Origin of the sequence: Rhodococcoides fascians A25f, assembly GCF_000760935.2 — a bacterium.
In the GTDB taxonomy this organism is placed as follows: domain Bacteria; phylum Actinomycetota; class Actinomycetes; order Mycobacteriales; family Mycobacteriaceae; genus Rhodococcoides.
Genome location: NZ_CP049744.1, coordinates 3585413 through 3608843 on the forward strand (window position 1 = coordinate 3585413; position 23431 = coordinate 3608843).

The window sequence follows — 23431 nt, forward strand, 5'->3', positions numbered from 1 at the left end:
CCGATTCACGCGAGACCGCCTCGATGTCCACGGTACCGACCGATCATGCACCGGGCGGTTCGATCGAAATGCTGCCGATCACCGGGCTCCCGGAATTCAGGCCGGGTGACGACCTGGCTTCGGCTATCGCCGAGCGAGCGCCGTGGCTGCGCGACGGCGACATCTTGATCGTCACCAGCAAGGTCGTCTCCAAGGTGGAGGGCCGGTTGGTGCAGGCACCGCACGATGCCGACGAGCGTGACGCTGCCCGCAGAGTGCTGGTGGAGCAGGAAGCCGTTCGAATCGTTGCGCGCAAGGGCCGAACCCTCATCACCGAGAACCGGCTGGGCATCGTGCAGGCCGCGTCGGGCATCGACGGCTCCAACGTCGACGGTGGCGAACTGGCACTGCTGCCCGAGGACCCCGATGCCAGCGCCGCTGCCCTGCGCGCCGCTCTCGGCGAACTGCTGGGGGTGACGGTGGCCGTGGTCGTCACCGACACCATGGGGCGCGCCTGGCGGATCGGACAGACCGACGCCGCCATCGGCGCGGCGGGCCTCCCGGTTCTGCACGCCTACGCCGGAGCCGAGGACGGTCAGGGCAACGAGCTCGTGGTCACCGAGGTCGCAATCGCGGACGAGCTCGCAGCCGCAGGCGATCTGGTGAAGGGCAAGCTGGGCGGTGTGCCGATCGCCGTCGTACGCGGCTTGGCACCGGTCGACGACGGTTCCACCGCGGCGGCTCTCCTTCGCGGCGGCGAGGACGACCTGTTCTGGCTCGGCACCGCCGAAGCACTCGATCGTGGCCGTCGGGAGGCTTTGCTGCTGAGGCGGTCGGTTCGGTCGTTCTCCTCGGACTCGGTCGATCCCGAGCTGATTCGGGCTTCGGTCGCCGACGCTCTCACCGCCCCCGCTCCGCACCACACTCGACCGGTCCGGTTCGTGTGGGTCAGGACCCCGGCGCTGCGGCGTCGGCTGCTCGAGACGATGCGCGAGCAGTGGCGCGCCGACCTGACGAGCGACGGACTGAGCGAGGAGCGGATCGCCGCGCGACTGAGCCGCGGCGACATTCTGTTCGACGCACCGGAAATCGTCGTTCCGTTCTGTGTGCCCGACGGCGCGCACTCGTACCCCGACGAGAGGCGTCGAGCCGCAGAGGAGACGATGTTCACCGTGGCGGTCGGTGCCGCCGTCCAAGGTCTGCTCGTGGCCCTTGCGGTACGGGAACTCGGCAGCTGCTGGATCGGTTCGACCATTTTCGCCGCCGATACCGTGCGTGCCGAACTCGGACTGCGTGCAGATTGGAAAGCCATGGGAGCCATCGCAATCGGGCACCCCAGCGAGCCGTCGACGGTCCGGGATCCGGTGGTTCCCGGGTCGTCACTGTTGGAGCTCTGACGTGTCGGCAACGACACCGCCTCGTTCGACTCTGTGGAATTCGGTCGGAGCATCGCTCGATCGATGGGCACCGTCCGATTCGAGCGACGAATCGCTCCGGCACACGATGCTGGCGTTTCTGCACAGCAACCCGGATGCGTGTCTGCGCGCCAACGAGGCGGGCCACTTCACGGCGTCCTCGCTGGTGCTGAACGAGTCCGGCACCCACGTGCTACTGACTCTTCACCCGAAGGTCGGTCGGTGGATTCAACTGGGCGGCCACTGCGAACCGACGGACCACACGGTGGTCGACGCGGCGCTGCGTGAGGCCACCGAGGAATCCGGGATCGCCGATCTGACCATCGATCCGGCACTGCTCTCGGCGCACACGCACCCGATCACGTGCTCGCTGGGTAAGGCGACCCGGCACCTCGACCTGAGGTTCCTGGTGCGCGCCCAGGACGGTGCCAGGGCGGTCCGCAGCGAGGAGTCGACAGATCTCCGATGGTGGCCGGTGGACGCTCTGCCGGACACCGCCGAGCACGAGACGATCGACCGCCTCGTCGCGCACGCTGCACGCCGCCGGTAGACGAGCGGATCGGGTCAGACGTCGGTGGAGAAACGCACTCCGCCGTCGGGGAGCTTGACGCCGGGCCACACACGAGCACCGCGGAGCAGCTCACAACGGGCTCCGATGTCCGCACCGTCGCCGATGACCGCGTCACGCACCAGGGCGCGGGGTCCGATGCGGGAACCGAAGCCCAGAATGGATCGCTCGACGACGGCCCCCGCCTCGACGACCGCACCGTCGAACACGACGGCACCGTCCAGGCGAGCTCCCGCTCCGATCTCGGCACCGCGGCCGACGACGGTTCCGCCGATCAGTAGTGCGCCCGGTGCCACTCCTGCGCTCGGGTGCACCAAGGATTCACCGCGATCTCCGTGCAGCGCGGGCGACGGCGCGATGCCGCGGACCAGATCGGCCGAGCCCTTCACGAAGTCTTCCGGCGTACCCATGTCACGCCAGTACGCGCTGTCGACGTGTCCGTAGACCTTCTTGTCCTCGGCGAGCAAGGCAGGAAACACCTCTCGCTCCACCGACACCGGCCGTCCGGCCGGGATCGACTCGATGATCTCGCGCTTGAAGACGTAGCAACCGGCGTTGATCTGGTCGGTCGGCGGATCCTGCGTCTTCTCGAGAAACGCTGTCACGCGGCCGGATTCGTCGGTGGGCACACAACCGAACGCGCGCGGGTCGCCGACACGAACCAGATGCAACGTGACATCGGCGTCGGTGGTTCGGTGCGTGTCGAGAACTGCCGTCAGATCGGTACCACCCAGCACGTCCCCGTTGAAGACCATGACGTTCTCGGCGCGCAGTCGCGGCAGAACGTTCCTGATGCCTCCGCCGGTGCCGAGCGGTTCGGTCTCGAAGACGTATTCGAGGTCGATGCCGAGCGAGGATCCGTCTCCGAAATGCTGCTCGAACACTTCGGCTTTGAACGACGTTCCGAGGACGACGTGCTCGATACCCGCGGCCTTGATGCGGGCCAAGAGATGGGTCAGGAACGGCAGTCCGGCGGTGGGGAGCATCGGCTTCGGTGCGGAGAGCGTCAGCGGCCTGAGCCGAGTTCCCTTGCCGCCGACCAGAATGACTGCATCGGTTCGTGCGGCGACCGATGGGGAACTATCCGACATGTCCAGCCTCTGTTCTCTCGTCCGTGAGTCGTCCGTCAACTGCGCGGGCCCGAAGCGCCGAGGTCACAACGATCTTCGAGCGAAGACCGAGACCAGCGCGCAGAGCCAATCGTAAGGGAGCCTGCCACGTCCGAGCGTGTCTGTCGGCCTGAAAGCGGTACGCACTGGTGTGATGTGCGGGCAACATCACTTCCGGATGCCGTCCTGCGGCATGGCCTTTCGAATGGGTCACCTCGACGCCGGGAACGTAGACGTTGTGCCAGCCCGCTCTGCCGAGCCGGTCACCGAGATCGACGTCCTCCATGTACATGAAGTAGCGCGAGTCGAATCCGTCGATCGAATCGAATGCCGACCGCCGCAGCAACAGGCACGATCCAGACAGCCACCCCACGGGACGCTCGGTCACCGTTTCGTTCTCCTGGCGATACCGCTGAGTCCACGGGTTCTTCGGCCAGAGCTTGCCCAGTATCGCGTGTCCCGCGCCCGACGTCAGATCGGGCACCGACCGAGCCGAGGGGTAACGAGAGCCGTCGGGCTCGCGGATGAGCGGACCCAGAGAACCTGCGCGTGGCCACCGAGCCGCCGCGTCGAGGAGTCCGTCGAGCGAACCGGGGTGCCAGCGCACATCGGGGTTGGCCACGACGACGAACTCGACAGCCGGGTCCACGGCAGCCACCGCGCGATTGACCGCTGCTCCGTAACCGATGTTGGCGCCGGTGCGCAGCAACTCGGCCTCGTCGAACGCTGCCTCGGCTGCCTCGGGGGTGCCGTCGACCGAGCCGTTGTCGGCCATGATCACCCGATAGGGGCGCGTCGTGGCCTCACGTAGAGACGTCAGGAATTGATCCAGGTATTCGCCGGGCGAATAGGTCACCGTCACTACGGCCAGCTCGGAACTCACGCGGGCAAGAGTAGCCCGAGCGCGGGTGAAAGCCTCACCTCGACTGCGTCAAGGCTGCCGTCAGTGCGGCCGACCACGGGCGCGCCGGCGTCAAGCCTGCGTCGACCCAGGCGGTCGGCGAGAGGACAGAGTAGGCAGGCCGGGGTGCCGGCACGACGTATTCGGCGCTCGAACACGGCTGCACGCGCTCGGCATCGGCACCGATGTGCGTGAACACCGCGCGAGCCAGATCGAACCAGCTGGCCTGCCCCGCGTTGGTGTAGTGCAGGGTCCGTCCCACCACGGTGGGGTCGGCTTCGATCTCCAGCAGTCCCGACGCCAGGTCGAGGGCGAACGTGGGCGAGCCGATCTGGTCGTTCACCACCGAGAGGGTGTCGCGCTCACCTTCGAGCCGTTGCATCGTGGTCACAAAGTTCTTACCGGTGTTGTCATACACCCACGCGGTCCGCACGACTACGGCCTCGGGCAACTCCTCGCGCACCGCGAGCTCGCCGGCGAGCTTGGTGCGTCCGTATGCCGACTGCGGAGCGGTCTTCGCGTCGACCTCGTACGGTTCGGTTGCTGTGCCGTCGAACACATAATCGGTAGAGACGTGGATCAACCGGGCACCGACACGCCCGCAGGCGCGCGCGAGATTTCGGGGGCCGTCCGCATTGACGGCCATGGCCCTGGCCTCGTCGGTCTCGGCAGCGTCGACCGCGGTGTAAGCAGCACAGTTGATCACCGTTGCTCCCGCACGCACCACGGCAGCGACCGCATCGGGGTCGGTGATGTCCAGGTCGGCGGACGAATACGCGAGAAGCTGCGCACCGCTGCCGCGTTCTGCGGCCAGAGCCACCACTCGGCGGCCCAACTGGCCGTGTGCACCGGTTACCAGGATCGCGTTCACGGTTGCCAAGTGTGGCACGCCGGGTTCGGTTGGGCGAGGCAGCGACCGCCGACAAGTAACCTTCGAACCGCGGGGGGAGAACGAAGCAGTCGGCTGCCGAGGTCGGTCGGAACGAGAGAGGGTCTTGAACGGTGCCACGAGATTCAGGCACGCCCGGAGGTGAGCGCACTCCCCCGCCGCGGCGGCGCACTCCCCGGCGACCCGACGGTTCCGATGCACGCGGTGCGTACCGCCCCGACGATCTCGATGCGCGTACCGCACGTCGACACCCCGACGAAGAACAGCGCGATCAGCGCCGGTCCCGTGAACGCAGCCGCGGCGAATCGACCGGGAGATCGCACCGGACGAGGCAGCGTGATCCCCGCGGTCCCGTCGGGCGACCGGAAACCGAGCGCGGCGCCCCTACCGCGGGTAGCGGTCGCCGTTGGCCCCCGACTCACGTGGCTGTCGCAGTCCTGTCGATCCTCGTTCTTGTCGTGACCGGTTTCGCGTGGCGCAGTGTCGACAGTCTGCGATCGAACATCGCCACCGCAGGTGGTCTGGGTCTCGGCGGCGCCGCAGACGGTGCCGTGGACATCCTGATGGTCGGTACGGACAGCCGCACCGACGCCCACGGCAACGCATTGTCGCCCGAGGAACTCGCATCGCTCAACGCCGGTGAAGAGGTGGCGTCGAACACCGACACGATCGTGTTGATCCGCGTCCCGAACGACGGCTCGTCGGCCACCGCCATTTCCATCCCACGCGATTCTTACGTGGAGGTACCGGGCATCGGGATGTCGAAGATCAATGCCGCGTACGGCGCGACCAAAGAGAACAAACGACTGGAATTGGTGGAGCAAGGTGTCGCAGACGCCGATGCGGAGTCCCAGGCCACCGAGGCCGGGCGCGAGGCTCTGATCGATTCGGTCGCCAACTTGACCGGGATCACCGTAGACCACTACGCCGAGGTGGGTTTGCTCGGCTTCGTGCTGTTGACCGATGCCGTCGGCGGCGTCGAAGTGTGCCTCAACAACCCTGTGCAAGAACCACTCTCGGGTGCGAACTTCCCCGCCGGCGAGCAGAAGCTGGCTGGTTCGCAGGCTCTGAGCTTCGTTCGACAGCGGCACGATCTCCCCCGCGGAGACCTGGACCGTATCGTGCGTCAGCAGGTGTTCATGGCCTCGCTCGTTCGGAGTGTGTTGAGCGCCAAGACACTGAGCAATCCCAGCAAACTGGGTCAGCTCAGCACCGCGGTGCAGCGGTCGGTGACGCTCGATTCCGACTGGGACATACTGCAATTCGCTACACGACTCCAAGATCTCGCCGGAGGCAAGGTCAAGTTCGAGACCATCCCCGCCGTCGACATCAACGCCACGACCGACTACGGCGAATCGATCGTCCAGGTCGATCCCGCCGCGGTGAAGAAGTACGTCGCGAGTTTGCTCGGCGATGGCAATTCGGCGGAGGCCAATGCCGAGAATTCCGAGGCCCCGGCGGTCGATCCGTCGACGGTGACCGTGAACGTCGCGAACGACAGCGGAATCGAAGGACTCGCCAACGGCGTCGCCGGTTCCCTGACGGCGTTGGGGTACGTCGGCGGGACCATCGGAAACTACGAGGGCTCGTCCATCTCGTCGAGCCGCATCCAAGCTGCCGACGTCGACAGTGACGCCGCGCGCGCCGTCTCGGCCGCGCTCGGCGGACTGCAGATCACCGCGGACGACACGCTGACGTCGGACACCGTTCGGGTGGTGCTCGCCGACGACTACGCGGGCCCCGGTTCCGGGCAGGCGGCAACAGCCGAAACCATTGCACCCGAGTCGGGTACAGCGATTCCCGAGGAGCCCGCGGCTCCGATCGACGCGGGCTCCACCGGCCCGATGTGCGTCAACTGACACAGGCGTCGACCGACCTGTGCGTCGACTTCGACGGTGCTGCTCACGGCGCGTGGAACGCAGCGTGTGAACAGGCGTGCCGAGTCGTCATCTAGGGTGCGTGGTGTGGCCTCGAATCTGACTCAGACCCTGCTCGACCCGATTCTTGCCGCTGACCCGGCCGGTCCGCGCATCACGTTCTACGACGATGCGACCGGCGAGCGGGTGGAGGTGTCGGCAGTGACACTCGCGAATTGGGCCGCGAAGACCGCCAACCTGTTACGCGACGAGTTCGCATTCGAGGCCGGCGGCAAGGTCAGCGTGCTGTTGCCCGCACACTGGCAGACGGCCGCGGTACTGCTGGGTGCTTGGTGGGCGGGCGGCGAGGTGGTTCTGGGTGCCGACGACTCTGCCGACGTGGCCATGGTGTCGGCAGATCGCCTTGCCGAGGCACCGGATGTCGACGAGGTGTTGGCCTTCTCACTCGACGCGTTCGGTAAGGCTGTCCCCGACCTGCCGATCGGAATGACCGATTACGCAACCTCGGTGCGGGTGCACGGCGATCAGTTCCGGACCTCGGGAGGCGCAACCGGAACACCGGCTCTGGACGGTCGTTCGGTGGACGAGGTGCTCGCTGCCGCCCGTGCCGGCGCCGAGACTCGTTCGTGGACAGCCGCCGATCGCGTGCTGTCGACGGCATCGTGGAACACCCCCGACGAGATCATCGAGGGCTTGCTGTCGGTGCTCGTCGCAGGAGCCTCGCTGGTTCAGGTGACCAATGCGGACGAGGCTAAGTCCGAGCGACGTACCGAGACCGAGAAGGTCACCGCCACCCTGACCTGAACCTCGGGGCCCACCGCGCGAGCGCAGCACTCATCCAGGCTGTCGATAGCCGCCGTCTGCGAGCCCCGCCTGGATTTCGTATTCGTTCGCAGGCCCACGATGCCGTATCTCCTCGGCGAGGTATCGAAACGGGAACGTCAACCCGAAATGCGCCCACTGATCCGCGTGCACGGCTTCGTGTCGCAGCACCCGTCGGGCGGTGTTTCCCTTCGTCAGGTAGGCACCACCGAACGTCGTTCCGCCGCGGCCGAATCCGCCTCGTAGACCGGTGCACACGAAGATCGAGAACTCGTCGTCGAAGTGCGCGGTTCCGCGCCACACACGCGCGTAGACCAACGCCAGCCGCGTCACCAGTATGGACTGCCACCGACCCCGGCCGGCTCGCCGAATCTGCTCCTGCCGAGACACAGCCGTCCTCACCCCAACAACGTGGTGCGCAGAGCTTTGTCCTTTTCCAACACCATGGCCTCGAGTGACGCCTGGAACGCAGCCATTCGTTCTCGAAGCGCGGGATCGGACGCACCCAGAATCCGGACCGCAAGCAGCCCCGCATTGCGGGCACCGCCGATGGACACCGTGGCCACGGGAACGCCCGCGGGCATCTGAACTATCGAGAGCAGCGAATCCATACCGTCGAGATACTTCAGCGGTACCGGCACACCGATGACCGGCAATGGCGTCGCCGATGCCACCATGCCGGGCAGGTGCGCCGCTCCACCGGCACCGGCGATGATCACCTTGATGCCTCGACCTGCGGCCTCGCGGGCATAGTCCAGCATCCGCTGCGGGGTTCGATGGGCCGAGACGACACCCACCTCGAACCGAATGCCGAACTCCGCCAACGCTTCTGCAGCAGCTTCCATCGTCGGCCAGTCGGAATCGCTGCCCATGATCAGGCCCACTGCGGGGCCGGGATCAGTAGTGTTGTCAGTCATTGTGCGGGTCCCATCCGTCGGTCCATTCGGCGTGCGACATCCAGTGCGCTGCACGTTCGGCTCGCTCGCGCACCGAGGCCACGTAGGCAGGATCGGCGAGGGAACCGGACGACGAACCCAGGATGTTCACGTGGCCGATCTTGCGGTCCTTGCGCTCACCTTTTCCGTACAGGTGCACCTTCGCATCGGGCATGCGGGCGAACAGATGATGCAGCCGCTCGTCCATCGTCATCTCCGGTGCCTCCGGCGCGCCGAGAATGTTGGCCATCACGGTGAGTGGAGCAAGCGGGTCGGTGTCTCCGAGTGGATAGTCCAACACCGCACGCAGATGCTGCTCGAACTGCGAGGTGCGGCACCCGTCCATGGTCCAGTGTCCGGAGTTGTGTGGCCTCATCGCCAGCTCGTTCACCAGCAGCTTGCCCGAGGTGGTCTCGAACAGCTCGACCGCAAGATCCCCTACGACACCGAGCGCGCCTGCGATGTCGAGTGCGAGCCGGCCCGCGAAAGTGGCCACGTCCTCATCGAGATCGGGAGCAGGTGCCAGCACGACGGCGCACTGGCCGTTGCGCTGCACGGTCTGCACGACGGGCCACGCCGCACCCTGACCGAACGGCGATCGTGCGACCATGGCCGACAACTCGCGGCGCATGGCGACCTTCTCCTCCACCATGAGCGGTACACCCAGGTCGAGTTGAGCCGTGACGATCGCCTCTGCTTCCTCGGCATCCGCGGGCATCCAGACACCGCGCCCGTCGTATCCGCCGCGCACGGCCTTGAGTACCACCGGCCACCCGTGCTCGTCTCCGAATGCGATGGCGTCCTGCGCCCACGCGACCTCCGCGTAGGCGGGGCCGGGCGCGCCCAGTTCTGCCAGCTTGCGCCGCATCCGCAGTTTGTCCTGCGCGAAGATCAACGCGCTCGGTGGCGGTTGCACGTTGACACCTTCGGCGACCAGAGTCTCGAGATGCTCGGTCGGCACGTGCTCGTGGTCGAACGTGAGCGCGTTGGAACCGGTGGCGGCAGTGCGCAGCGCCTCCAGGTCGTCGTGGTGACCGAAGACGACGTCGGGGCTCACCTGGGCTGCCGGCTCGTCCGAGCCCGCGGCCAGAACCCGGAGCGTCTGCCCGAGCTCGATGGCGGATTGGTGGGTCATTCGGGCGAGCTGACCGCCGCCGATCATCGTGACCACGGGCATTCCGGTCGACGACGGGCGCGCAGCTGTGGGGCGCGGTTCGGTACCTGTCACGGCTCACCATGGTGTCATGTCCTGCGCCTTCGGTCCGAACCGGCAGCCGCACACGTCACTGCCGGCCCAGCGAGCACCTGTGGAAACCCTGATGATCAGAGCGTCGGTTCGTCGGATCGGTTGTTCGTTTCGTAGACTTCACCGTTGTGCCGACGATCGACAGCGTGCTTCGACGCTTACCCAAGCCCATCAGGGATCTTGCGATTCGGCACAGCGAGCTGATCAAGTTCGCCATCGTGGGTGGCACGACGATGGTCTTCGACCTCGTGATCTTCTATTCGCTGAGCTTGACGGTGCTCGAGCAGAAGCCGGTGATCGCCAAGATCATCTCGGGCGTGCTCGCCACCCTGCTGAGCTACTTTCTCAATCGCGAATGGGCCTTCAAACACCGCGGCGGACGCGAGAGACACCACGAGGCCCTGCTCTTCTTCGGCATCAGTGGAATCGGAGTGCTCATTGCTGCCGGTCCCCTGTGGATCGCGAACAACATCTTCGACATCCGGGACACCAGCGAGTCGCTGACGATGGTCGTCATCATCGACTTCGTCCTGAACTACATCATCGGCAATCTTCTCCAGATGGCGTTCCGGTTCTGGGCGCTCAGGCGTTTCGCATTTCCCGAGGACAATGCGCGCACGATTCTCGAGATCGATGCCGAGCGCAACGAGGACCCTACCGACGCTGCAGACGCACTCGACAAGCCCTGACCGTTCTCAACGCGGCTCACGCCGCGACACCGCAGGCGAAGGTTCACGCCACGCAGGTATGAACACCGAGAACAATGCAGGTCGGCGACGTTGCAATTCCAGCCTGCCGCCGTCCGCTTCGATCAGAGCCCGAGCCAGCGCCAGCCCGACACCGGTGGATCCGGCACCGGAGAATCCGCGATCGAAGATGTGTGGCGCAAGTTCGTTGCTCACCCCCGGCCCCTCGTCGGATACCTCCACGCAGACCAGTCGTTCCCGCCGTCGATCGGTGCTCTCGACCGCCGAGACCGCCCTGACGGCGACTGTGCAGGTACCGTCACCGTGCACCAGGGAATTGTCGACCAATACCGACACCGCCTCGCGCAGTCGCGATCCCGTCACCGACGCCTTGAGGTCCATGTCGCCCTTGAGCTCCAGGCTGCGGCCTGCGTCCTCGAAATTGCGCTGCCATTCGACGACGGTGCCGGTCAGTTCCTCGATGACCGACACTTCGTGAGCGCCTGCCGCACCGTCGCTGCGGGAGGACCGGACGAGCTCGTCGATGGCGAGCGTCAACCGGTCGACCTGGTCCATCGCTTCGTTTGCCTCGTCCACCACCGCCGGATCCGGGTGCGTGGAAATTTCGTCCAGCCGTAGCCGGACCGCCGTCAGGCGGCTGCGGAGCTGGTGAGAGACATCGGCGACCAGCGTGTGTTCACGCTGCAGACGGCCGGCGATCTCGACGGTGGCCGAGTCGAGTACTTCCGAGACCCGGTCGAGCTCGGCGATCCCGTGCCGTCGTGGGTCCGGCCGAAAGTCGCCCTCGGCAAGTCGGGCAGCGCGCCGGGCCACGTCCTGCAGCGGATCGGCCAAGCGCTTGGCCGTCAGAACAGCGACGACCGTGCCTGCCATCGCGGATGCGAGTACCACAAGAGTCACCGCTCCGAGCGCCTGGCGTTGGAGGGACCGCATGTCATCGGACGGCACTTCGAGTCGCAGTGAACCCGAGGTACCCATCGACAACGACTCGACGAGGGGCCGATCCACGAACGCCTGGCCGATGTCCGCCCGCGACGCGGCATCCTCGGGGGTCGGGTAGATGACCACCAACCGTCCCCCCTGGGGAATCGCCAATCGAAGCGAACCGATGTCGAGTTGGCCTTCGATCAGCCCCGCCGACCCCTCCTGCGAAATGATCTCCGCCGCCATCCGGTCGAGACGGGCTTGCAGGTCGTTGCGGGTGAAGTCCTCGACCCACAGCCACGCCGTGTACATCAGAGGCAAACCGAGCAACAGTGCCGTCATGACGACGACAGCGAGAATCGAGACCAGAATTCGACGCCGCATCGACGACTAGTCGCTGTTGATGCGGAATCCGACGCCGCGCACCGTCGCGATCCGACGCTCGGCAACGGGTCCCTCGTCGCCGATCTTGCGACGCAGCCAGGACATGTGCATGTCGAGAGTCTTCGATCCGCGCAGCTCGGCATCGCCCCAGACCTCGCGCAGAATCACATCACGGGAGACCACTTGGCCCGCGTGATCGAGCAAGACCTTCAGCAGCTCGTACTCCTTGTTCGCCAACGAGATCTCGGTGCCACCGACGAGGACGCGACGGGCCGCTGGTTCGAGACGAATGGCTCCGACCTCGATCGGCGAGTCCTCCCCCGCCCCGCGGCGGCGGAGCAGGGCGCGGACACGGGCCATGAGCTCGGCGAGCCGGAAGGGCTTGCCGACGTAGTCGTCTGCGCCGGCATCGAGGCCGACAACAAAATCGACCTCGTCGGTTCGCGCAGTCAGCATGAGGACGGCCAGCTCGGATCGGTTGGCCCGCACCTGCCGGCACACCTCGAGTCCGTCCATACCCGGCAGCCCCAGGTCGAGGATCAGCAGATCGAATTTTCCATCCAAGGCGCGTTGGAGGGTGGCAGGGCCGGTCTGTTCGACGGTCACCGTGTACCCCTCACGCCCGAGAGCGCGGGACAGGGGCGCAGCGATAGCTTCGTCGTCTTCGGCAAGCAGCACGTCGGTCACATCGGTCACCCTACGGTTCGAAAGTGAGAACAGCCTGTGTTACCTGCGTTTTCCAGCGCGCCATCCGGGCTTGGACTCGACGGGCGAATCGTCGGCCATCGGCTCGAATGCAGCCTCTCGGCCGTGCACGGACTCGCGGCGGTATTCCATCGAGTCGAATACCTGCTGGTAGAGCAGGGAATGGACACGCTGGACGTGCGGAATGTCGTCGAACTCGAGTGGATCGTCCGACGCCGAGGCGATGATCAGTGTTCCGGTGCCCAGCATCCGATCGAGCAGGCCGTGGCGAAACTGCACGTTGCTGATTCGACTCATCGGAATATCGATGCCGGAGTGGGTCAGCACGCCCTGGCGAATCAACACACGCCGGTCGGTGACGATGAAGTGCGTGCACTTCCAACTGATCAGCGGAACCAGACAACGCCACCCCACGATCGCAGCCCACACCACCGCCGCAGCGATCATGGCGACGTGTGAGGCGGTCGACTGCAGTCGCGCACTCGCGACGCCGAGGGCTACACCGGCGACGCCGGTGACGAGCACGAACGTGACCGACGGAAGTATCAGCATCTTCCAATGCGGGTGATGATGGAGCAGTAGCTCCTCCTCGTCGGCCAACGCGTCTTGTGGATACCCCACGTGCACTCCTGACTACTCGCTACGGCACCCATGAAAAAGCGGGCGCTCCGCATGCTCCGCTCCTGCGTGAGATGGTCTCACGAGACGGGCCGGAGATGAGTGACGTCACCGGCCGCGACCGCCAGCCGACCGGAATCGGGGTGCTCCATCTCGATCACCATTCTGCCGTGCTCGTCGACGTCGACGGCAGTGCCGAACTTCTCCTCGCCGCCGGGAAGGTCGACGCGAACGCGTTGCCCGATCGTTCCGCACCGATCCCGGTACCGGTGCGCGAGCGCGTCGGTACTCCAGTTCGAGTCACGCCACGAGTCCACCTCTGCGGCCACCCCCCGCAGAATCGAGCGCACCAACGTGTCGCGATCGAGAACCGCTGCCTTCTCGAGAGCGAGCGACGTGGCCGTCGGCACCGGCAACTCGTCCGCGGTCATCGACACGTTGACCCCCAGCCCGATGACCACCGTCGGGGACGGTCCGTGCGCAGCAACCTCAGCAAGGATGCCCGAGACCTTCTTGCCCCGGATGAGGACGTCGTTGGGCCACTTCAGTCGCGCATCGACTTCGCCGACGGTCCGTAACGCGTCGACCAGAGCGATTCCCGTCATCAACGGCAGCCATCCGAGTACCGCTGGATCGATCCCAGGGAACTTCAGCAGCATCGACAAGAGGATCTGCGACCGGGGCGCGCCGGAAAACGATCTCGAGTGCCGACCGCGACCGTTGTCCTGATGCTCGGCGATCAGCGCGGTCCGGTCGGCATAGTTCACTGCCCCTGCCACCAGATCGGCATTGGTCGAACCGGTTTCGGCAACCACGTCCAGACGGGACCACGACGCCTGCGGTCCGTCCACCAATGCCCGCCGAAGTGCGCGGACGTCGAGCGGTGGGCGATCGAGGTTTGACCACATGAGCACCAGCATATGGGCTCGGCAACGACGTACGCCCTCCGCGAACCACCCTCGGTCGGGTCGCAGATCACACTCGCAGTTAAAGTGTTGCCCCATGACCAGCGTCCAGGATTCCACTGCACCCGGGTCGGCCGAAACACCCGATATCCATACCACTGCGGGTAAATTGGCCGATCTTCGTAAACGTCTCGCGGGTGCGGAGCATCCCTCGGGTGAGGCGGCGGTGGAGCGGGTCCACGCGAAGGGCAAGTTGACCGCACGCGAGCGGATCACGGCATTGCTCGACGAGGGCTCGTTCGTCGAGCTCGACGCGTTGGCGCGGCACCGGTCCCAGAATTTCGGGTTGGGTGACAACCGGCCCCTCGGTGACGGTGTCGTCACCGGCTACGGCACCGTCGACGGCCGTGATGTGTGCGTGTTCTCCCAGGACGCGACCGTCTTCGGTGGCTCGTTGGGGGAAATCTACGGCGAGAAGATCGTCAAGGTCATGGACCTGGCGGTCAAGACCGGACGGCCGTTGGTGGGGATCAACGAAGGTGCCGGTGCCCGCATCCAGGAAGGTGTCGTCTCCCTCGGGTTGTACGGGGAGATCTTTCACCGCAACGTCCGCGCGTCGGGGGTGATCCCGCAGATCTCGCTGATCATGGGCCCCGCCGCCGGTGGGCACGTCTACTCCCCGGCGTTGACCGATTTCGTGGTCATGGTCGACGGCACCAGTCAGATGTTCGTCACCGGCCCCGATGTCATCAAAACCGTCACCGGTGAGAACGTGACGATGGAAGAGCTCGGTGGCGCGAAGACACACATGGAGAAATCCGGGGTCGCGCACTACGTCGCCTCCGGTGAGCACGACGCATTGGATTACGTGCGTGATCTGCTGTCGTACCTCCCGTCCAACAATCGCGCCGACGCCCCGCGGACGGTCCCGTCGGATCCGATCACCGGGGCGATCGAGGACTCGCTGACAGCCGAGGATCTCGAGCTCGACACTCTGATCCCGGATTCACCGAACACCCCCTACGACATGCACGAGGTGATCACCCGGATCCTCGACGACGACGAGTTCCTCGAAGTGCAGGAGGGGCGGGCCCGCAACATCATCGTCGGGTTCGGGCGCATCGACGGCCGCAGTGTGGGGATCGTGGCCAATCAGCCGACGCAGTTCGCGGGAACGCTCGATATCGATGCCTCGGAGAAGGCGGCGCGGTTCGTGCGCACCTGTGATTGTTTCAACGTTCCGATCATCACGTTGGTCGATGTGCCGGGGTTCCTGCCCGGGACGGGTCAGGAGTACAACGGCATCATTCGGCGGGGCGCGAAATTGTTGTATGCCTACGGGGAGGCGACGGTCGGGAAGATCACCGTCATCACCCGCAAGGCGTACGGCGGGGCGTACGACGTGATGGGGTCCAAGCACATGGGTGCCGACGTCAATTTGGCGTGGCCGACGGCGCAGATCGCGGTGATGGGGGCCTCGGGTGCGGTCGGGTTCGTGTATCGCAAGCAGTTGTTGGAGGCGGCGAAGAACGGTGAGGACGTCGATGCGTTGCGGCTGACGTTGCAGCAGGAATACGAGGACACTCTGGTCAACCCGTACGTCGCTGCCGAACGCGGGTACCTCGATGCCGTCATCCCCCCGAGTCACACCCGCGGCCAGATCGTGACCGCGCTGCGTCTGCTCGAACGCAAACAAGTCACCCTCCCACCGAAGAAGCACGGAAACATCCCACTATGAACGCGAATCATGACGCAGCGAGCGAAGCGAATCATGACGCGGCGAGCGGCGAGGTCGTAGTGGAGGAGGATGCCTCCGCCACGTCTCCGGAAGTTCGCGTGGTGAAGGGCAATCCGAGCGACGAGGAACTCGCCGCGCTGGTGGCAGTTCTGAAAGCTGCTCAGGGTGGACCTGCATCGGTGGGCAGCTCCGTGCCTGCGGAGCTGTGGGGTTCGCCGGAGCTGTTGCATCGCCGCTTCGCGGCACAGTCGGCGTACTCGTACGCCGCGTCGGGCCGTCACCAACGGTGACGGTGCCGCCCGAGGAGAACGTGCCGGGCCCGGTCCGGTTGGTTCTGGCGTCCGCCTCACCGGCCCGTTTGTCGGTGCTGCGCGGAGCCGGCGTCGAACCGATCGTCCAGGTATCGGGTGTGGACGAGGATGCGCTCGCCGAGGCCCTCGGGCCCTCTGCGTCTCCGGAGACAGTGGTGACCGAGTTGGCCAGAGCCAAGGCGGCAGCCGTAGCCGAGACACTCACGGACTCGACAGACGATCTGGTGATCGTGGGCTGCGATTCGATGCTGTCGATCGGCGGCGAGCTACACGGTAAGCCGCATTCGGTGGAGGTGGCGCGGGAACGATGGCAGTCGATGGCGGGAAACAGCGGCGAGCTGCTGACCGGCCATGCAGTGCTTCGAGTGACGGCCGGCGTCGTCGTGGCCCAGGCTGCGGCGCACAGTTCGACAGTCGTGCATTTCGCGACGCCGTCGTCGGTGGACCTCGAGGCCTACCTCGCCTCCGGTGAGCCGCTTCTGGTTGCCGGGGCCTTCACGCTGGACGGTCTCGGCGGTTGGTTCGTGGACCGCATCGAGGGCGACCCGTCCTCCGTGATCGGCATAGGCCTACCGCTGGTGCGAACCCTGTTGAACCGGGTGGGCACGTCCTTGGCCGAGCTCTGGGGTCGAGCCTCGTCCTAGCCGTGTCGGTATCAGGGCAGCAGGTCGATCAGTTCGCGAGCCCACTCCTCGGCCATGGTCTTGGGCTTGATGTTGGACGAGCTGTCGTGCCGAGCGTGGCTGCCGATCTGCTTTCCACCGAGTTCGGTGAGCTTCTCGGCAATGATCTCGCCGCCGCGATTGAACGTGTCCTCGTAGACCCGGTCACCCAGTCCGAACACTGCGAACTGAAGCCCCGCGAGGTCGGGGGCATCTTCGACGAGTGCATCGAAGAAGGGCTCTGCACCGGTGGGGAGCTCGCCGTCGCCGTAGGTGGAGCAGATGATCACGTGGACGTCGTCCGTGTCGATGTCCGACACCTCGTACTCGAGCATGTCGCGTACCTCGGCGTCATGATCGCTCAGAACGTCCGCAATCTTGTCGGCGACCTCTTCGGCCGTACCGGTCTCGGACCCGAACAACACGACCACTGCCATGGATCGCTCCCCTTTCTCACACCTGCTCGAACACTCGAACAGTCGGCAAGCATAGCGGCATCGGGGATCCGGTCGAAAATCCGTGTGCCCCCACATTTGTGAAGTGTCTCGAGGTCACCAGAATTCGGGCGTCAGACCCCAACTGCCGTATTCCGCCTCGACGAGCCCACGCAGGTGTTCCTTGCTGGGGAAACTGTCCGGATCGAGCCCGGTCACGCACAGAGTCGCGCGGTCGCCCGATTCGTTCCACCATGCGCTGACGCCGCCTCCGGTGCGCCGGAGCAGCGTCACATCCGTGTTCTGTGTGATCGACCTCATCGCCACCGCGGTGGCGTCGACACCCCCGATGGTGCGCAGCGCGACGCCTCTGCTGCCGAGATTCGAGCACAGACACAGCGGTGCCGATCCCGATGCGGCAAGTTTGGCCACGACCGCGTCGGGCAGCAGTTGCATCAGGGGCTTGAGCAGCTCGAAGGTCGTCGTGACAGTTCGGTCGGCCTGGGCCCGGAATGCCAGTTTGCTCGATGCGCGAATCGGCCCGAGATCGTCGCGGTACGTCCCTCCCGCGTCGACGTGGATCGAGACGCCGGATGTGGCGTTGGCTCGCCTGTCTCCCGCCCTCCTGGTACTGACCGGGAGAGCGACGCGAACCCGCTGCTCAGTGGTGATTCGTCCACTGCGGGTCAAGATGCCTAGTACGACAGCAACCAGCAGACTGTTGGAGCTGCCACCCTTGCTCGCTGCGGCAGCAGACCAGTCCGCGGACATGCAGTCGACGACGACGGTGCTCGGCACCCACGCGCCCTCCGCAGGTGCCACCATGACGCGCGGGCGGTCCGTGGAGACGGAGTCGGTCGATACCGAGCCGGAGCCCGTCGTCCGTGCTCGCACCGCCTCGACCGCGGCACCGCCGAGAGCTCGTGCCGCACCCGAGAGCGCCGCACCGATCCGTCCGACACCGTCTACGAAGTCGGCACCGGAGCGAGCCGACACGGAGTCGGAATCGTCGAGTCCGACTCGCTCGAAATCGTCGGGAACCGTGCGTCCGGCCAGCGCGGACGCGGCGGCAGAGGTCAGAGCACCTCCGTCGCCGACGACGTGGGAGCCCACCAACGACACGATCGTGCCGCCACCTTCGACCGCTGTGGCGGACAACCGCCACGCCGGTCCCTCGATCGGGTCCAACCTCACGGCGGCCTCGTCCTCGATCCATCGGTCGACTCCCGCGCGGTCGATCGGTGCTGCGACGACGATGGGATCGGCGGGTCTGCGGGCCGCTGTCCAACTGTCACGTGCTCCGGGGACTCGTGCCCGCCGAACGGATCGATCGATAGGGCCCGCGGCGAGCAGGTGCCACATCGCTTCGAGTGCGTCGACCGAGACCGGGCGGTCGAATCGCCAGACGATCTGATTGACCACGGGTACCCCGAGAACGCATTCCATGCGGAGGAAGAGGTCGTCGTCGTACGTCAGTCGTTCCACCACGAAAGCCTATCGCTGTGGGCGTACGCACGCAGGTGGGCCGCAATTGTGTTTCCCGCCATATGTTTTCCGTATCCAATCGAGGCAGACGGTACTGATAGGTTGTCTTCGATCCGAAGTCGACGTGCTGCGAAGGACCGTATGAAGTTCGTGATGCCCTTCAACGGGAGCCGCGGTGACGTGACACCCGGCGTGGCGCTCGGTGTGGAACTTGCGCATCGCGGGCACGATGTGGTGCTCGGCGCACCCCCCAATCTGCTGGACTTCGCGCGCTCGAACACGGCTGGGTCCGAACGTGTGCACGTGGTCTCGTTCGGCCCGGACACCCATCGACTGTTGGAGTCGGAGCTCGTTCGGGTGCGGATCAAGTCGGCGAACCCGCGGACCCGAATGACCGCACTGGCGGAGTTGGCCAATCACGGTTGGGACCAGATGACGGCCGAGCTCGCGCAGATGGCGGAGGGCAGCGACGCGATCGTCACCGGCTCGCTGGGGCAGGAAATGGCGTTCAACATGGCAGAGGCGACCGGCAATGCCTTTGTGGCTCTGCATTATTGCCCGCTCCGACGAAACGGAGTGGTGCCGGTTGTTCCGGGGGTCACCCTGCCGTCCACGGTCAACCGATCGATGTGGGCTCTGGCCGAGGCGCTGCGGTGGAAGTCGATGAAGACTCGCGAGAACACCCAGAGAAGAAACCTGGGATTGGCAACCACCCGCGATTCGTTACCCAGACGATCCGAGCGGTACGGCGGCGTCGAGATTCAGGCCTACGAGTCGGCACTCTTTCCCGGACTGGCCGAGCAGTGGGGGCCGCTGCGTCCGTTCGTCGGATTTCTCGGGCTGAGCACCGGGCGGCAGGAGACCGATCCCGCACTCGAGCGATGGCTGCAAGCGGGTCCCCCACCGGTGTACTTCGGATTCGGCAGCATGCCGGTTCCCGACCCCGCAGCGCTGTTGCGCATGATCGACAATGTGACGGGACAGCTGGGTCTCCGGGCCTTGATCTGTGCCGGCTGGAGCGATCTCACCGGTGCCGAATCGATTGCAGCTCAGGCGAATCCGAACATCATGATCGTCGAATCGGTCGATCACGCAAGCGTGTTTCCGCGGTGTCGTGCAGCCGTTCACCATGGTGGCGCAGGCACGACGGCCGCGAGCGCGCGCGCAGGCCTGCCGACGCTCGTGTGCTGGTTCAGCGCCGACCAGCCGTTCTGGGGAGCTGCGCTTCGCCGAATCGGGGCCGGGGCCAGTACGAAGTTCTCGATGTTGTCCGAACCCGTTCTGCTACAAGGAATTACCGACATCACCACCGATGCGGCCAGAAGTGCGGCACGGGAGCTCGCAGATACCGTGGCACCGACCGAAACAGCCGTGGCGGCCGCGGCGGACATCGCCGAGGCCACCGCGCGCAATCGCTGACGCACTCACCAGAAGTGCGCGGACAATCCCCATCGAGTCAACGCGGCGGCCACGTGGTCGGTCAGCGCTCGGTCATCGGGGAATCGATCGGGGTCCATGGCGTGAACGGTCAGGGTGACGGCGGCGTCGGTCTCGCACACCCAGGCCGTGAGTCCACCGTCCAGCGATCGAGCGAACTCCGCGTCGGCACCGAAGAAAGTCGCTCTGCCGGACACCGCACGAGCACGAACACCTGCCACCGTGCTGAAGTCGTCGGGCAACACACCCAGGTTGGACGCCAAGCCTTCGGCACCGTCCCGAGGCTGCGGAACGCGCGCAACCACGGCGTCGGGGAGCATCTGAACGAGAGCCTGCGAGATGCCGGCAGGAGCGTGACCGGCCGCCTGCTTCGCGGCGAACGCGGTGAACGCCGCTTTGCTGATCGACCGGATGCGCGATAGGTCGAGAGCGGTGGCGTCGGTGACAGGGACCTCGATCTTGACGATCTTGGTTGCGTTGGAACGGATATCGTCGGCGGCGCGATCGCTGACGGGCAACGACCACTGCACGGTGTCGCCGACCGAGGCGCGTCCGGCGTTCCCGGACGCGGCCGTCAGAACCGCGATGAACAGCGAGTTCGACGTGCCGCCCCATCTTTTTGACACCGCATTCCACGTCGCGGCGTCCACCTCGGCAACCACGTGAGGCGATGTCCACACCGAGTCCGTGGCGGGCTCGGTCGCAACCTCGGCGCGCCTCGGGCTCACCCGGGGGGTTGCGGGCACCGGAACGGATCGGGTGGGGATCGGTAGGGCCGATACCGCGGAGTTCAGCAGCCAGCCTGCGGCGGACCGAAGTTGCTCCACCGCGTCCTGCACGTCCGCGCCGATCGCTGCCAGTCCGCGCTCGGGTGGAGCCAGCTGCAGGTGCTCGGCCCGGACGTTCGCGGAACGGGAATTCGCAGACCGGAACGCGGCGACCAATGCACCGCCGTCGGCGACCATGTGCGAAGCAGTCAACGACAGAACCGTCCCACCCTTCGCAAGCGGGGCAGCCGCCAGCCGCCAGCCGAGGCCTGTCTCGGGGTCGATATCCGAACCGAGGCGGCCGTCTGCCCAAGCCAGCACCTCCGTCGACTCGATGGACTCGGGATGAAAATCGAGTGCGTGAGAAACAGAGGAGTTCACCCAACGTTCACGAGCAGTCGGCACGGAAGGCGCACACACGCGACGCGCAAGCAAACCGTCGGACAGGTTGTCGCGTAGTTTTTCCAGGTCTTCCCGCCGGACCGATTCGTCGAACCACCAAAGAAACTGGTTATAGACGGGATATCCGATGCCGTGGTGCATTCGCAAGAATAGGTGATCGGCAAATCCAATTCGAGTCACGCGCCGAACCTACTACATCCACGCATCGAAGTAGCAGTGAGAATTCGCCCGCGAAATGCATTCGCATTCGGCAATGGATGCGTCGACAATCGCCGCGCTGTGTCTCGCGCCATGTTCGCGCTCCGAGGTGGCGCGGGTCGCGTATCACCCAAAAATAAATACCGATCGGGCGGTTATTGTGACTCATCATCATGGCGAAGTGCAAATACAGTGAATTGGTCGTACGATACGACAACCGAGTACAACCACCGCAGGTGAACGAAGACCGGTGGTCAAGAGCTTCGATAGTGAGAAGTATTACTTCTACGCGTCGCGAAATAGTTCCACTCAGCCCCTATCGTGACTTCTTGACTCACTTCGGATCGACAGCAATGACGTTGTTCTTTCAATGCGGAAAGCAGCAATCAGATAAACGACGAGTCGAATACACGGTCACACGACACCTTGCTTTACATACACGGCTCGACCGTAATCGAAGCCTTGCTGATACCGAACTGACGCCGAACACCGCTGGCCGGGCCCGGAATGGAAGAGGACTCACATGGAATACACCGAACTCGCCGACTACCCGCTTCCCGCCGGACGACTGACCGAGTGGGTCCCACGCGTCGACGACGACCGGTGGGCAACGGACTCACGTGGGCTGTCGTTCACTCATCAGGACCATTGCGAGCGCAGCGCACCGGGATCGTGGATCGGGACCGTGTTCGAGGTTCATCGCCGCTACGACGTCGAGGCAGTGCGAGCGACCATCGTTGCCTACATGGGACGACACGAGGCCTTCCGGACCAAGGTCAGTCGTGACGAGGAATCCGGATCGTGGCAGCGCCACACCGCGCCGACAGATGCTGTACGGGTCATCGATCGAGCGCACACCGAGCCGCGAACCGAAACACAGGTCTTCAGCCATCTGCACTCCTGGTTCGGCGAGACGGTGTCGCCGACGGCATGGCCGCACTTCGTACTGGCGACGATCGAACCCGACGATGCCTCGCGTGCTCTCTCGAACGGGCCCGGGGAGTCGTTCCTGCTCGCATTTGCTGCGGACCACTCGGTGATGGATGCCTACAGCCAGATCTACGCCATCAACGAGATCGACCGGCTGTACGCGCAGGCGCTGGAGGGCACCGATCCGGAACTGCCCGAGGTGGGCAGTTATGTGGACTTCAGTCAGTCCGAGCGCGAGCTGGGCGACAGCCTGACAAGGGACCACAGTGCCGTCCGCACGTGGCAGGACTTCCTGGCCGTGGAAGACGGACGCTTTCCGGGCTTCCCGCTTCCCGTGGCGGTCGAACGGGCATCCACGACCGACGGTCCTGCCGCTCAGAGCAGCATCTCTTCGTGGCTGCTGACCGCGGATCAGTCGGACGCCGTGAACGCCGCGTGCCGCGCCGCCGGGTACAACATGCAAGCCGGGATACTCGCGGCCCTGGCGTTGACGAACGCGCGCCTGTCCGGCCGCACGTCGCTGCGCACCGTGATGCCGATGCACACGCGAGACGAACAGAAATGGGCGGCGTCGGTCGGTTGGTACGTCGGGATCCTGCCGATGGAGATCCAACTCGACAGCGCCCGCACCTTCGGCGAGGCGCTCGAGGCCGCGGCGGCGGCGGGCTCGGCGAACAAGGGCCTCGCACGCATGCCTTACTCCAAGATCGCCCAGATTCTCGAGTCGACGGAGATCCCCCGATTCGTCGTCTCGTACATCGACTTGAGGTTTCTTCCGGACGCTGCCCAGTGGCAGGCTCGTAAGGGTCGCGCCTTGCGGAGCAACTGCCACGCCGACGACGAGGTCTACTTCTGGGTCAACCGGACGCTCGAAGGACTGAACATCTCGGCGCGGTTCCCCAGCTCGGATGTTGCGTCCACCAACGTTCATCGCTTCATCACCGAGTTCGTGGCGGTATTGACTGCGGTGATCGATTCCGACGCCGGGACCGATACGGTGCTCACGTCGGTCTCGCAGTCGGTGACCGTCGCCGCGGAGTGAGACACTCGACCGGCCCGCGGCTCGTATCGCAAAGGATGTAG

General features: G+C 65.5%; 24 protein-coding genes. 10 read left to right on the plus strand and 14 right to left on the minus strand.

Annotated features, from left to right (window positions below; translation table 11 throughout):
• Positions 1–23: 23 nt before the first annotated feature.
• Both BH93_RS16875 and BH93_RS16880 read left to right on the plus strand, forming a co-directional pair.
• Positions 24–1376, plus strand: coding sequence for a coenzyme F420-0:L-glutamate ligase (locus BH93_RS16875; protein WP_037174478.1), 1353 nt, complete (start codon positions 24–26; stop codon positions 1374–1376).
• A gap of 106 nt (positions 1377–1482) precedes the next feature.
• A complete protein-coding gene (locus BH93_RS16880) occupies positions 1483–1944 on the plus strand; it encodes an NUDIX hydrolase (protein WP_080739072.1) in 462 nt (153 codons plus the stop codon).
• Between the two features lie 14 nt (positions 1945–1958).
• Here BH93_RS16880 and BH93_RS16885 read toward each other — a convergent pair whose 3' ends face one another.
• The 4 genes from BH93_RS16885 to BH93_RS16900 all read right to left on the minus strand — a co-directional run bounded on the left by BH93_RS16885 (position 1959) and on the right by BH93_RS16900 (position 5184).
• Positions 1959–3053, minus strand: coding sequence for a sugar phosphate nucleotidyltransferase (locus BH93_RS16885; protein ID WP_032376891.1), 1095 nt, complete (start codon positions 3051–3053; stop codon positions 1959–1961).
• A complete protein-coding gene (locus BH93_RS16890; RefSeq protein WP_032376890.1) occupies positions 3043–3954 on the minus strand; it encodes a glycosyltransferase family 2 protein in 912 nt (303 codons plus the stop codon). Before BH93_RS16890 ends, BH93_RS16885 begins: the two co-directional genes overlap by 11 nt.
• 34 nt (positions 3955–3988) lie before the next feature.
• On the minus strand, positions 3989–4843 hold the full coding sequence (gene rfbD, locus BH93_RS16895; RefSeq protein WP_037174187.1) for a dTDP-4-dehydrorhamnose reductase: 855 nt from the start codon (positions 4841–4843) through the stop codon (positions 3989–3991).
• Positions 4844–4986: 143 nt separating this feature from the next.
• The gene (locus tag BH93_RS16900; protein ID WP_037174190.1) at positions 4987–5184 is read right to left on the minus strand and encodes a hypothetical protein; all 198 of its coding nucleotides are present in this window, start codon (positions 5182–5184) and stop codon (positions 4987–4989) included.
• A gap of 99 nt (positions 5185–5283) precedes the next feature.
• Between BH93_RS16900 and BH93_RS16905 the strand changes: the two genes are divergently transcribed.
• Both BH93_RS16905 and BH93_RS16910 read left to right on the plus strand, forming a co-directional pair.
• A complete protein-coding gene (locus BH93_RS16905; RefSeq protein ID WP_037174192.1) occupies positions 5284–6720 on the plus strand; it encodes an LCP family protein in 1437 nt (478 codons plus the stop codon).
• A gap of 96 nt (positions 6721–6816) precedes the next feature.
• Complete coding sequence (locus tag BH93_RS16910; RefSeq protein ID WP_371832070.1) at positions 6817–7542, plus strand: TIGR03089 family protein; 726 nt, start codon at positions 6817–6819, stop codon at positions 7540–7542.
• Positions 7543–7572: 30 nt separating this feature from the next.
• On the opposite strand, the gene BH93_RS16915 is transcribed toward BH93_RS16910, so the two are convergent.
• Genes BH93_RS16915 through BH93_RS16925 form a run of 3 tightly spaced genes read right to left on the minus strand, consistent with a single transcriptional unit; the run spans position 7573 to position 9672 of the window.
• Positions 7573–7950, minus strand: coding sequence for a hypothetical protein (locus tag BH93_RS16915; protein WP_242458995.1), 378 nt, complete (start codon positions 7948–7950; stop codon positions 7573–7575).
• A gap of 8 nt (positions 7951–7958) precedes the next feature.
• On the minus strand, positions 7959–8477 hold the full coding sequence (gene purE / locus BH93_RS16920; RefSeq protein ID WP_037174195.1) for a 5-(carboxyamino)imidazole ribonucleotide mutase: 519 nt from the start codon (positions 8475–8477) through the stop codon (positions 7959–7961).
• Entirely contained in the window at positions 8470–9672 is a 1203-nt protein-coding gene (locus tag BH93_RS16925) for a 5-(carboxyamino)imidazole ribonucleotide synthase (RefSeq protein WP_371829166.1), read from the minus strand. The genes purE and BH93_RS16925 overlap by 8 nt, the downstream gene beginning before the upstream one ends.
• A 197-nt stretch (positions 9673–9869) precedes the next feature.
• On the opposite strand from BH93_RS16925, the gene BH93_RS16930 reads away from it, so the two are divergent.
• Complete coding sequence (locus BH93_RS16930; RefSeq protein WP_032376884.1) at positions 9870–10430, plus strand: GtrA family protein; 561 nt, start codon at positions 9870–9872, stop codon at positions 10428–10430.
• Between the two features lie 6 nt (positions 10431–10436).
• Here BH93_RS16930 and BH93_RS16935 read toward each other — a convergent pair whose 3' ends face one another.
• The 4 genes from BH93_RS16935 to BH93_RS16950 all read right to left on the minus strand — a co-directional run bounded on the left by BH93_RS16935 (position 10437) and on the right by BH93_RS16950 (position 13987).
• On the minus strand, positions 10437–11756 hold the full coding sequence (locus BH93_RS16935; protein ID WP_032376883.1) for a sensor histidine kinase: 1320 nt from the start codon (positions 11754–11756) through the stop codon (positions 10437–10439).
• A gap of 6 nt (positions 11757–11762) precedes the next feature.
• Positions 11763–12443, minus strand: coding sequence for a response regulator transcription factor (locus BH93_RS16940; RefSeq protein ID WP_032378125.1), 681 nt, complete (start codon positions 12441–12443; stop codon positions 11763–11765).
• A 39-nt stretch (positions 12444–12482) separates the two neighbouring features.
• Positions 12483–13082: a PH domain-containing protein gene (locus tag BH93_RS16945; protein WP_037174482.1), complete on the minus strand. Its 600-nt coding sequence runs from the start codon at positions 13080–13082 to the stop codon at positions 12483–12485.
• Positions 13083–13159: 77 nt separating this feature from the next.
• Positions 13160–13987 carry a biotin--[acetyl-CoA-carboxylase] ligase gene (locus tag BH93_RS16950; RefSeq protein ID WP_037174484.1) on the minus strand — a complete coding sequence of 276 codons (828 nt, stop codon included), beginning with the start codon at positions 13985–13987 and terminating at the stop codon, positions 13160–13162.
• A 94-nt stretch (positions 13988–14081) separates the two neighbouring features.
• On the opposite strand from BH93_RS16950, the gene BH93_RS16955 reads away from it, so the two are divergent.
• Genes BH93_RS16955 through BH93_RS16965 form a run of 3 tightly spaced genes read left to right on the plus strand, consistent with a single transcriptional unit; the run spans position 14082 to position 16677 of the window.
• Positions 14082–15722: an acyl-CoA carboxylase subunit beta gene (locus BH93_RS16955; protein ID WP_165712734.1), complete on the plus strand. Its 1641-nt coding sequence runs from the start codon at positions 14082–14084 to the stop codon at positions 15720–15722.
• On the plus strand, positions 15719–16012 hold the full coding sequence (locus BH93_RS16960; protein ID WP_052065646.1) for an acyl-CoA carboxylase epsilon subunit: 294 nt from the start codon (positions 15719–15721) through the stop codon (positions 16010–16012). The genes BH93_RS16955 and BH93_RS16960 overlap by 4 nt, the downstream gene beginning before the upstream one ends.
• Before the next feature lie 20 nt (positions 16013–16032).
• Positions 16033–16677, plus strand: coding sequence for a Maf family protein (locus BH93_RS16965; protein ID WP_242458996.1), 645 nt, complete (start codon positions 16033–16035; stop codon positions 16675–16677).
• An 11-nt stretch (positions 16678–16688) separates the two neighbouring features.
• Here the strand turns inward: BH93_RS16965 and BH93_RS16970 are convergent, their stop codons facing one another.
• Positions 16689–17132 carry a flavodoxin domain-containing protein gene (locus BH93_RS16970; protein WP_032376881.1) on the minus strand — a complete coding sequence of 148 codons (444 nt, stop codon included), beginning with the start codon at positions 17130–17132 and terminating at the stop codon, positions 16689–16691.
• Positions 17133–17246: 114 nt separating this feature from the next.
• Positions 17247–18614, minus strand: a complete 1368-nt coding sequence (locus tag BH93_RS16975) for a hypothetical protein (protein WP_037176413.1) — start codon at positions 18612–18614, stop codon at positions 17247–17249.
• 141 nt (positions 18615–18755) lie between these two features.
• On the opposite strand from BH93_RS16975, the gene BH93_RS16980 reads away from it, so the two are divergent.
• Positions 18756–20033, plus strand: coding sequence for a glycosyltransferase (locus tag BH93_RS16980; RefSeq protein ID WP_037176415.1), 1278 nt, complete (start codon positions 18756–18758; stop codon positions 20031–20033).
• A 5-nt stretch (positions 20034–20038) separates the two neighbouring features.
• Here BH93_RS16980 and BH93_RS16985 read toward each other — a convergent pair whose 3' ends face one another.
• Complete coding sequence (locus tag BH93_RS16985) at positions 20039–21199, minus strand: hypothetical protein (RefSeq protein ID WP_155291079.1); 1161 nt, start codon at positions 21197–21199, stop codon at positions 20039–20041.
• Positions 21200–21941: 742 nt separating this feature from the next.
• Here BH93_RS16985 and BH93_RS16990 point away from each other — a divergent pair.
• A complete protein-coding gene (locus tag BH93_RS16990) occupies positions 21942–23390 on the plus strand; it encodes a condensation domain-containing protein (protein WP_037176416.1) in 1449 nt (482 codons plus the stop codon).
• The last annotated feature ends 41 nt before the right edge of the window (positions 23391–23431 follow it).

Coding starts and splice junctions, on each gene's coding strand:
- BH93_RS16875 (WP_037174478.1), top strand. CDS start 24: ATGTCCACGGTACCGACCGATCATGCACCGGGCGGTTCGATCGAAATG.
- BH93_RS16880 (WP_080739072.1), top strand. CDS start 1,483: ATGCTGGCGTTTCTGCACAGCAACCCGGATGCGTGTCTGCGCGCCAAC.
- BH93_RS16885 (WP_032376891.1), bottom strand. CDS start 3,053: ATGTCGGATAGTTCCCCATCGGTCGCCGCACGAACCGATGCAGTCATT.
- purE (WP_037174195.1), bottom strand. CDS start 8,477: ATGACTGACAACACTACTGATCCCGGCCCCGCAGTGGGCCTGATCATG.
- BH93_RS16925 (WP_371829166.1), bottom strand. CDS start 9,672: ATGCCCGTGGTCACGATGATCGGCGGCGGTCAGCTCGCCCGAATGACC.
- BH93_RS16935 (WP_032376883.1), bottom strand. CDS start 11,756: ATGCGGCGTCGAATTCTGGTCTCGATTCTCGCTGTCGTCGTCATGACG.
- BH93_RS16950 (WP_037174484.1), bottom strand. CDS start 13,987: ATGTGGTCAAACCTCGATCGCCCACCGCTCGACGTCCGCGCACTTCGG.
- BH93_RS16955 (WP_165712734.1), top strand. CDS start 14,082: ATGACCAGCGTCCAGGATTCCACTGCACCCGGGTCGGCCGAAACACCC.
- BH93_RS16960 (WP_052065646.1), top strand. CDS start 15,719: ATGAACGCGAATCATGACGCAGCGAGCGAAGCGAATCATGACGCGGCG.
- BH93_RS16970 (WP_032376881.1), bottom strand. CDS start 17,132: ATGGCAGTGGTCGTGTTGTTCGGGTCCGAGACCGGTACGGCCGAAGAG.
- BH93_RS16980 (WP_037176415.1), top strand. CDS start 18,756: ATGAAGTTCGTGATGCCCTTCAACGGGAGCCGCGGTGACGTGACACCC.
- BH93_RS16990 (WP_037176416.1), top strand. CDS start 21,942: ATGGAATACACCGAACTCGCCGACTACCCGCTTCCCGCCGGACGACTG.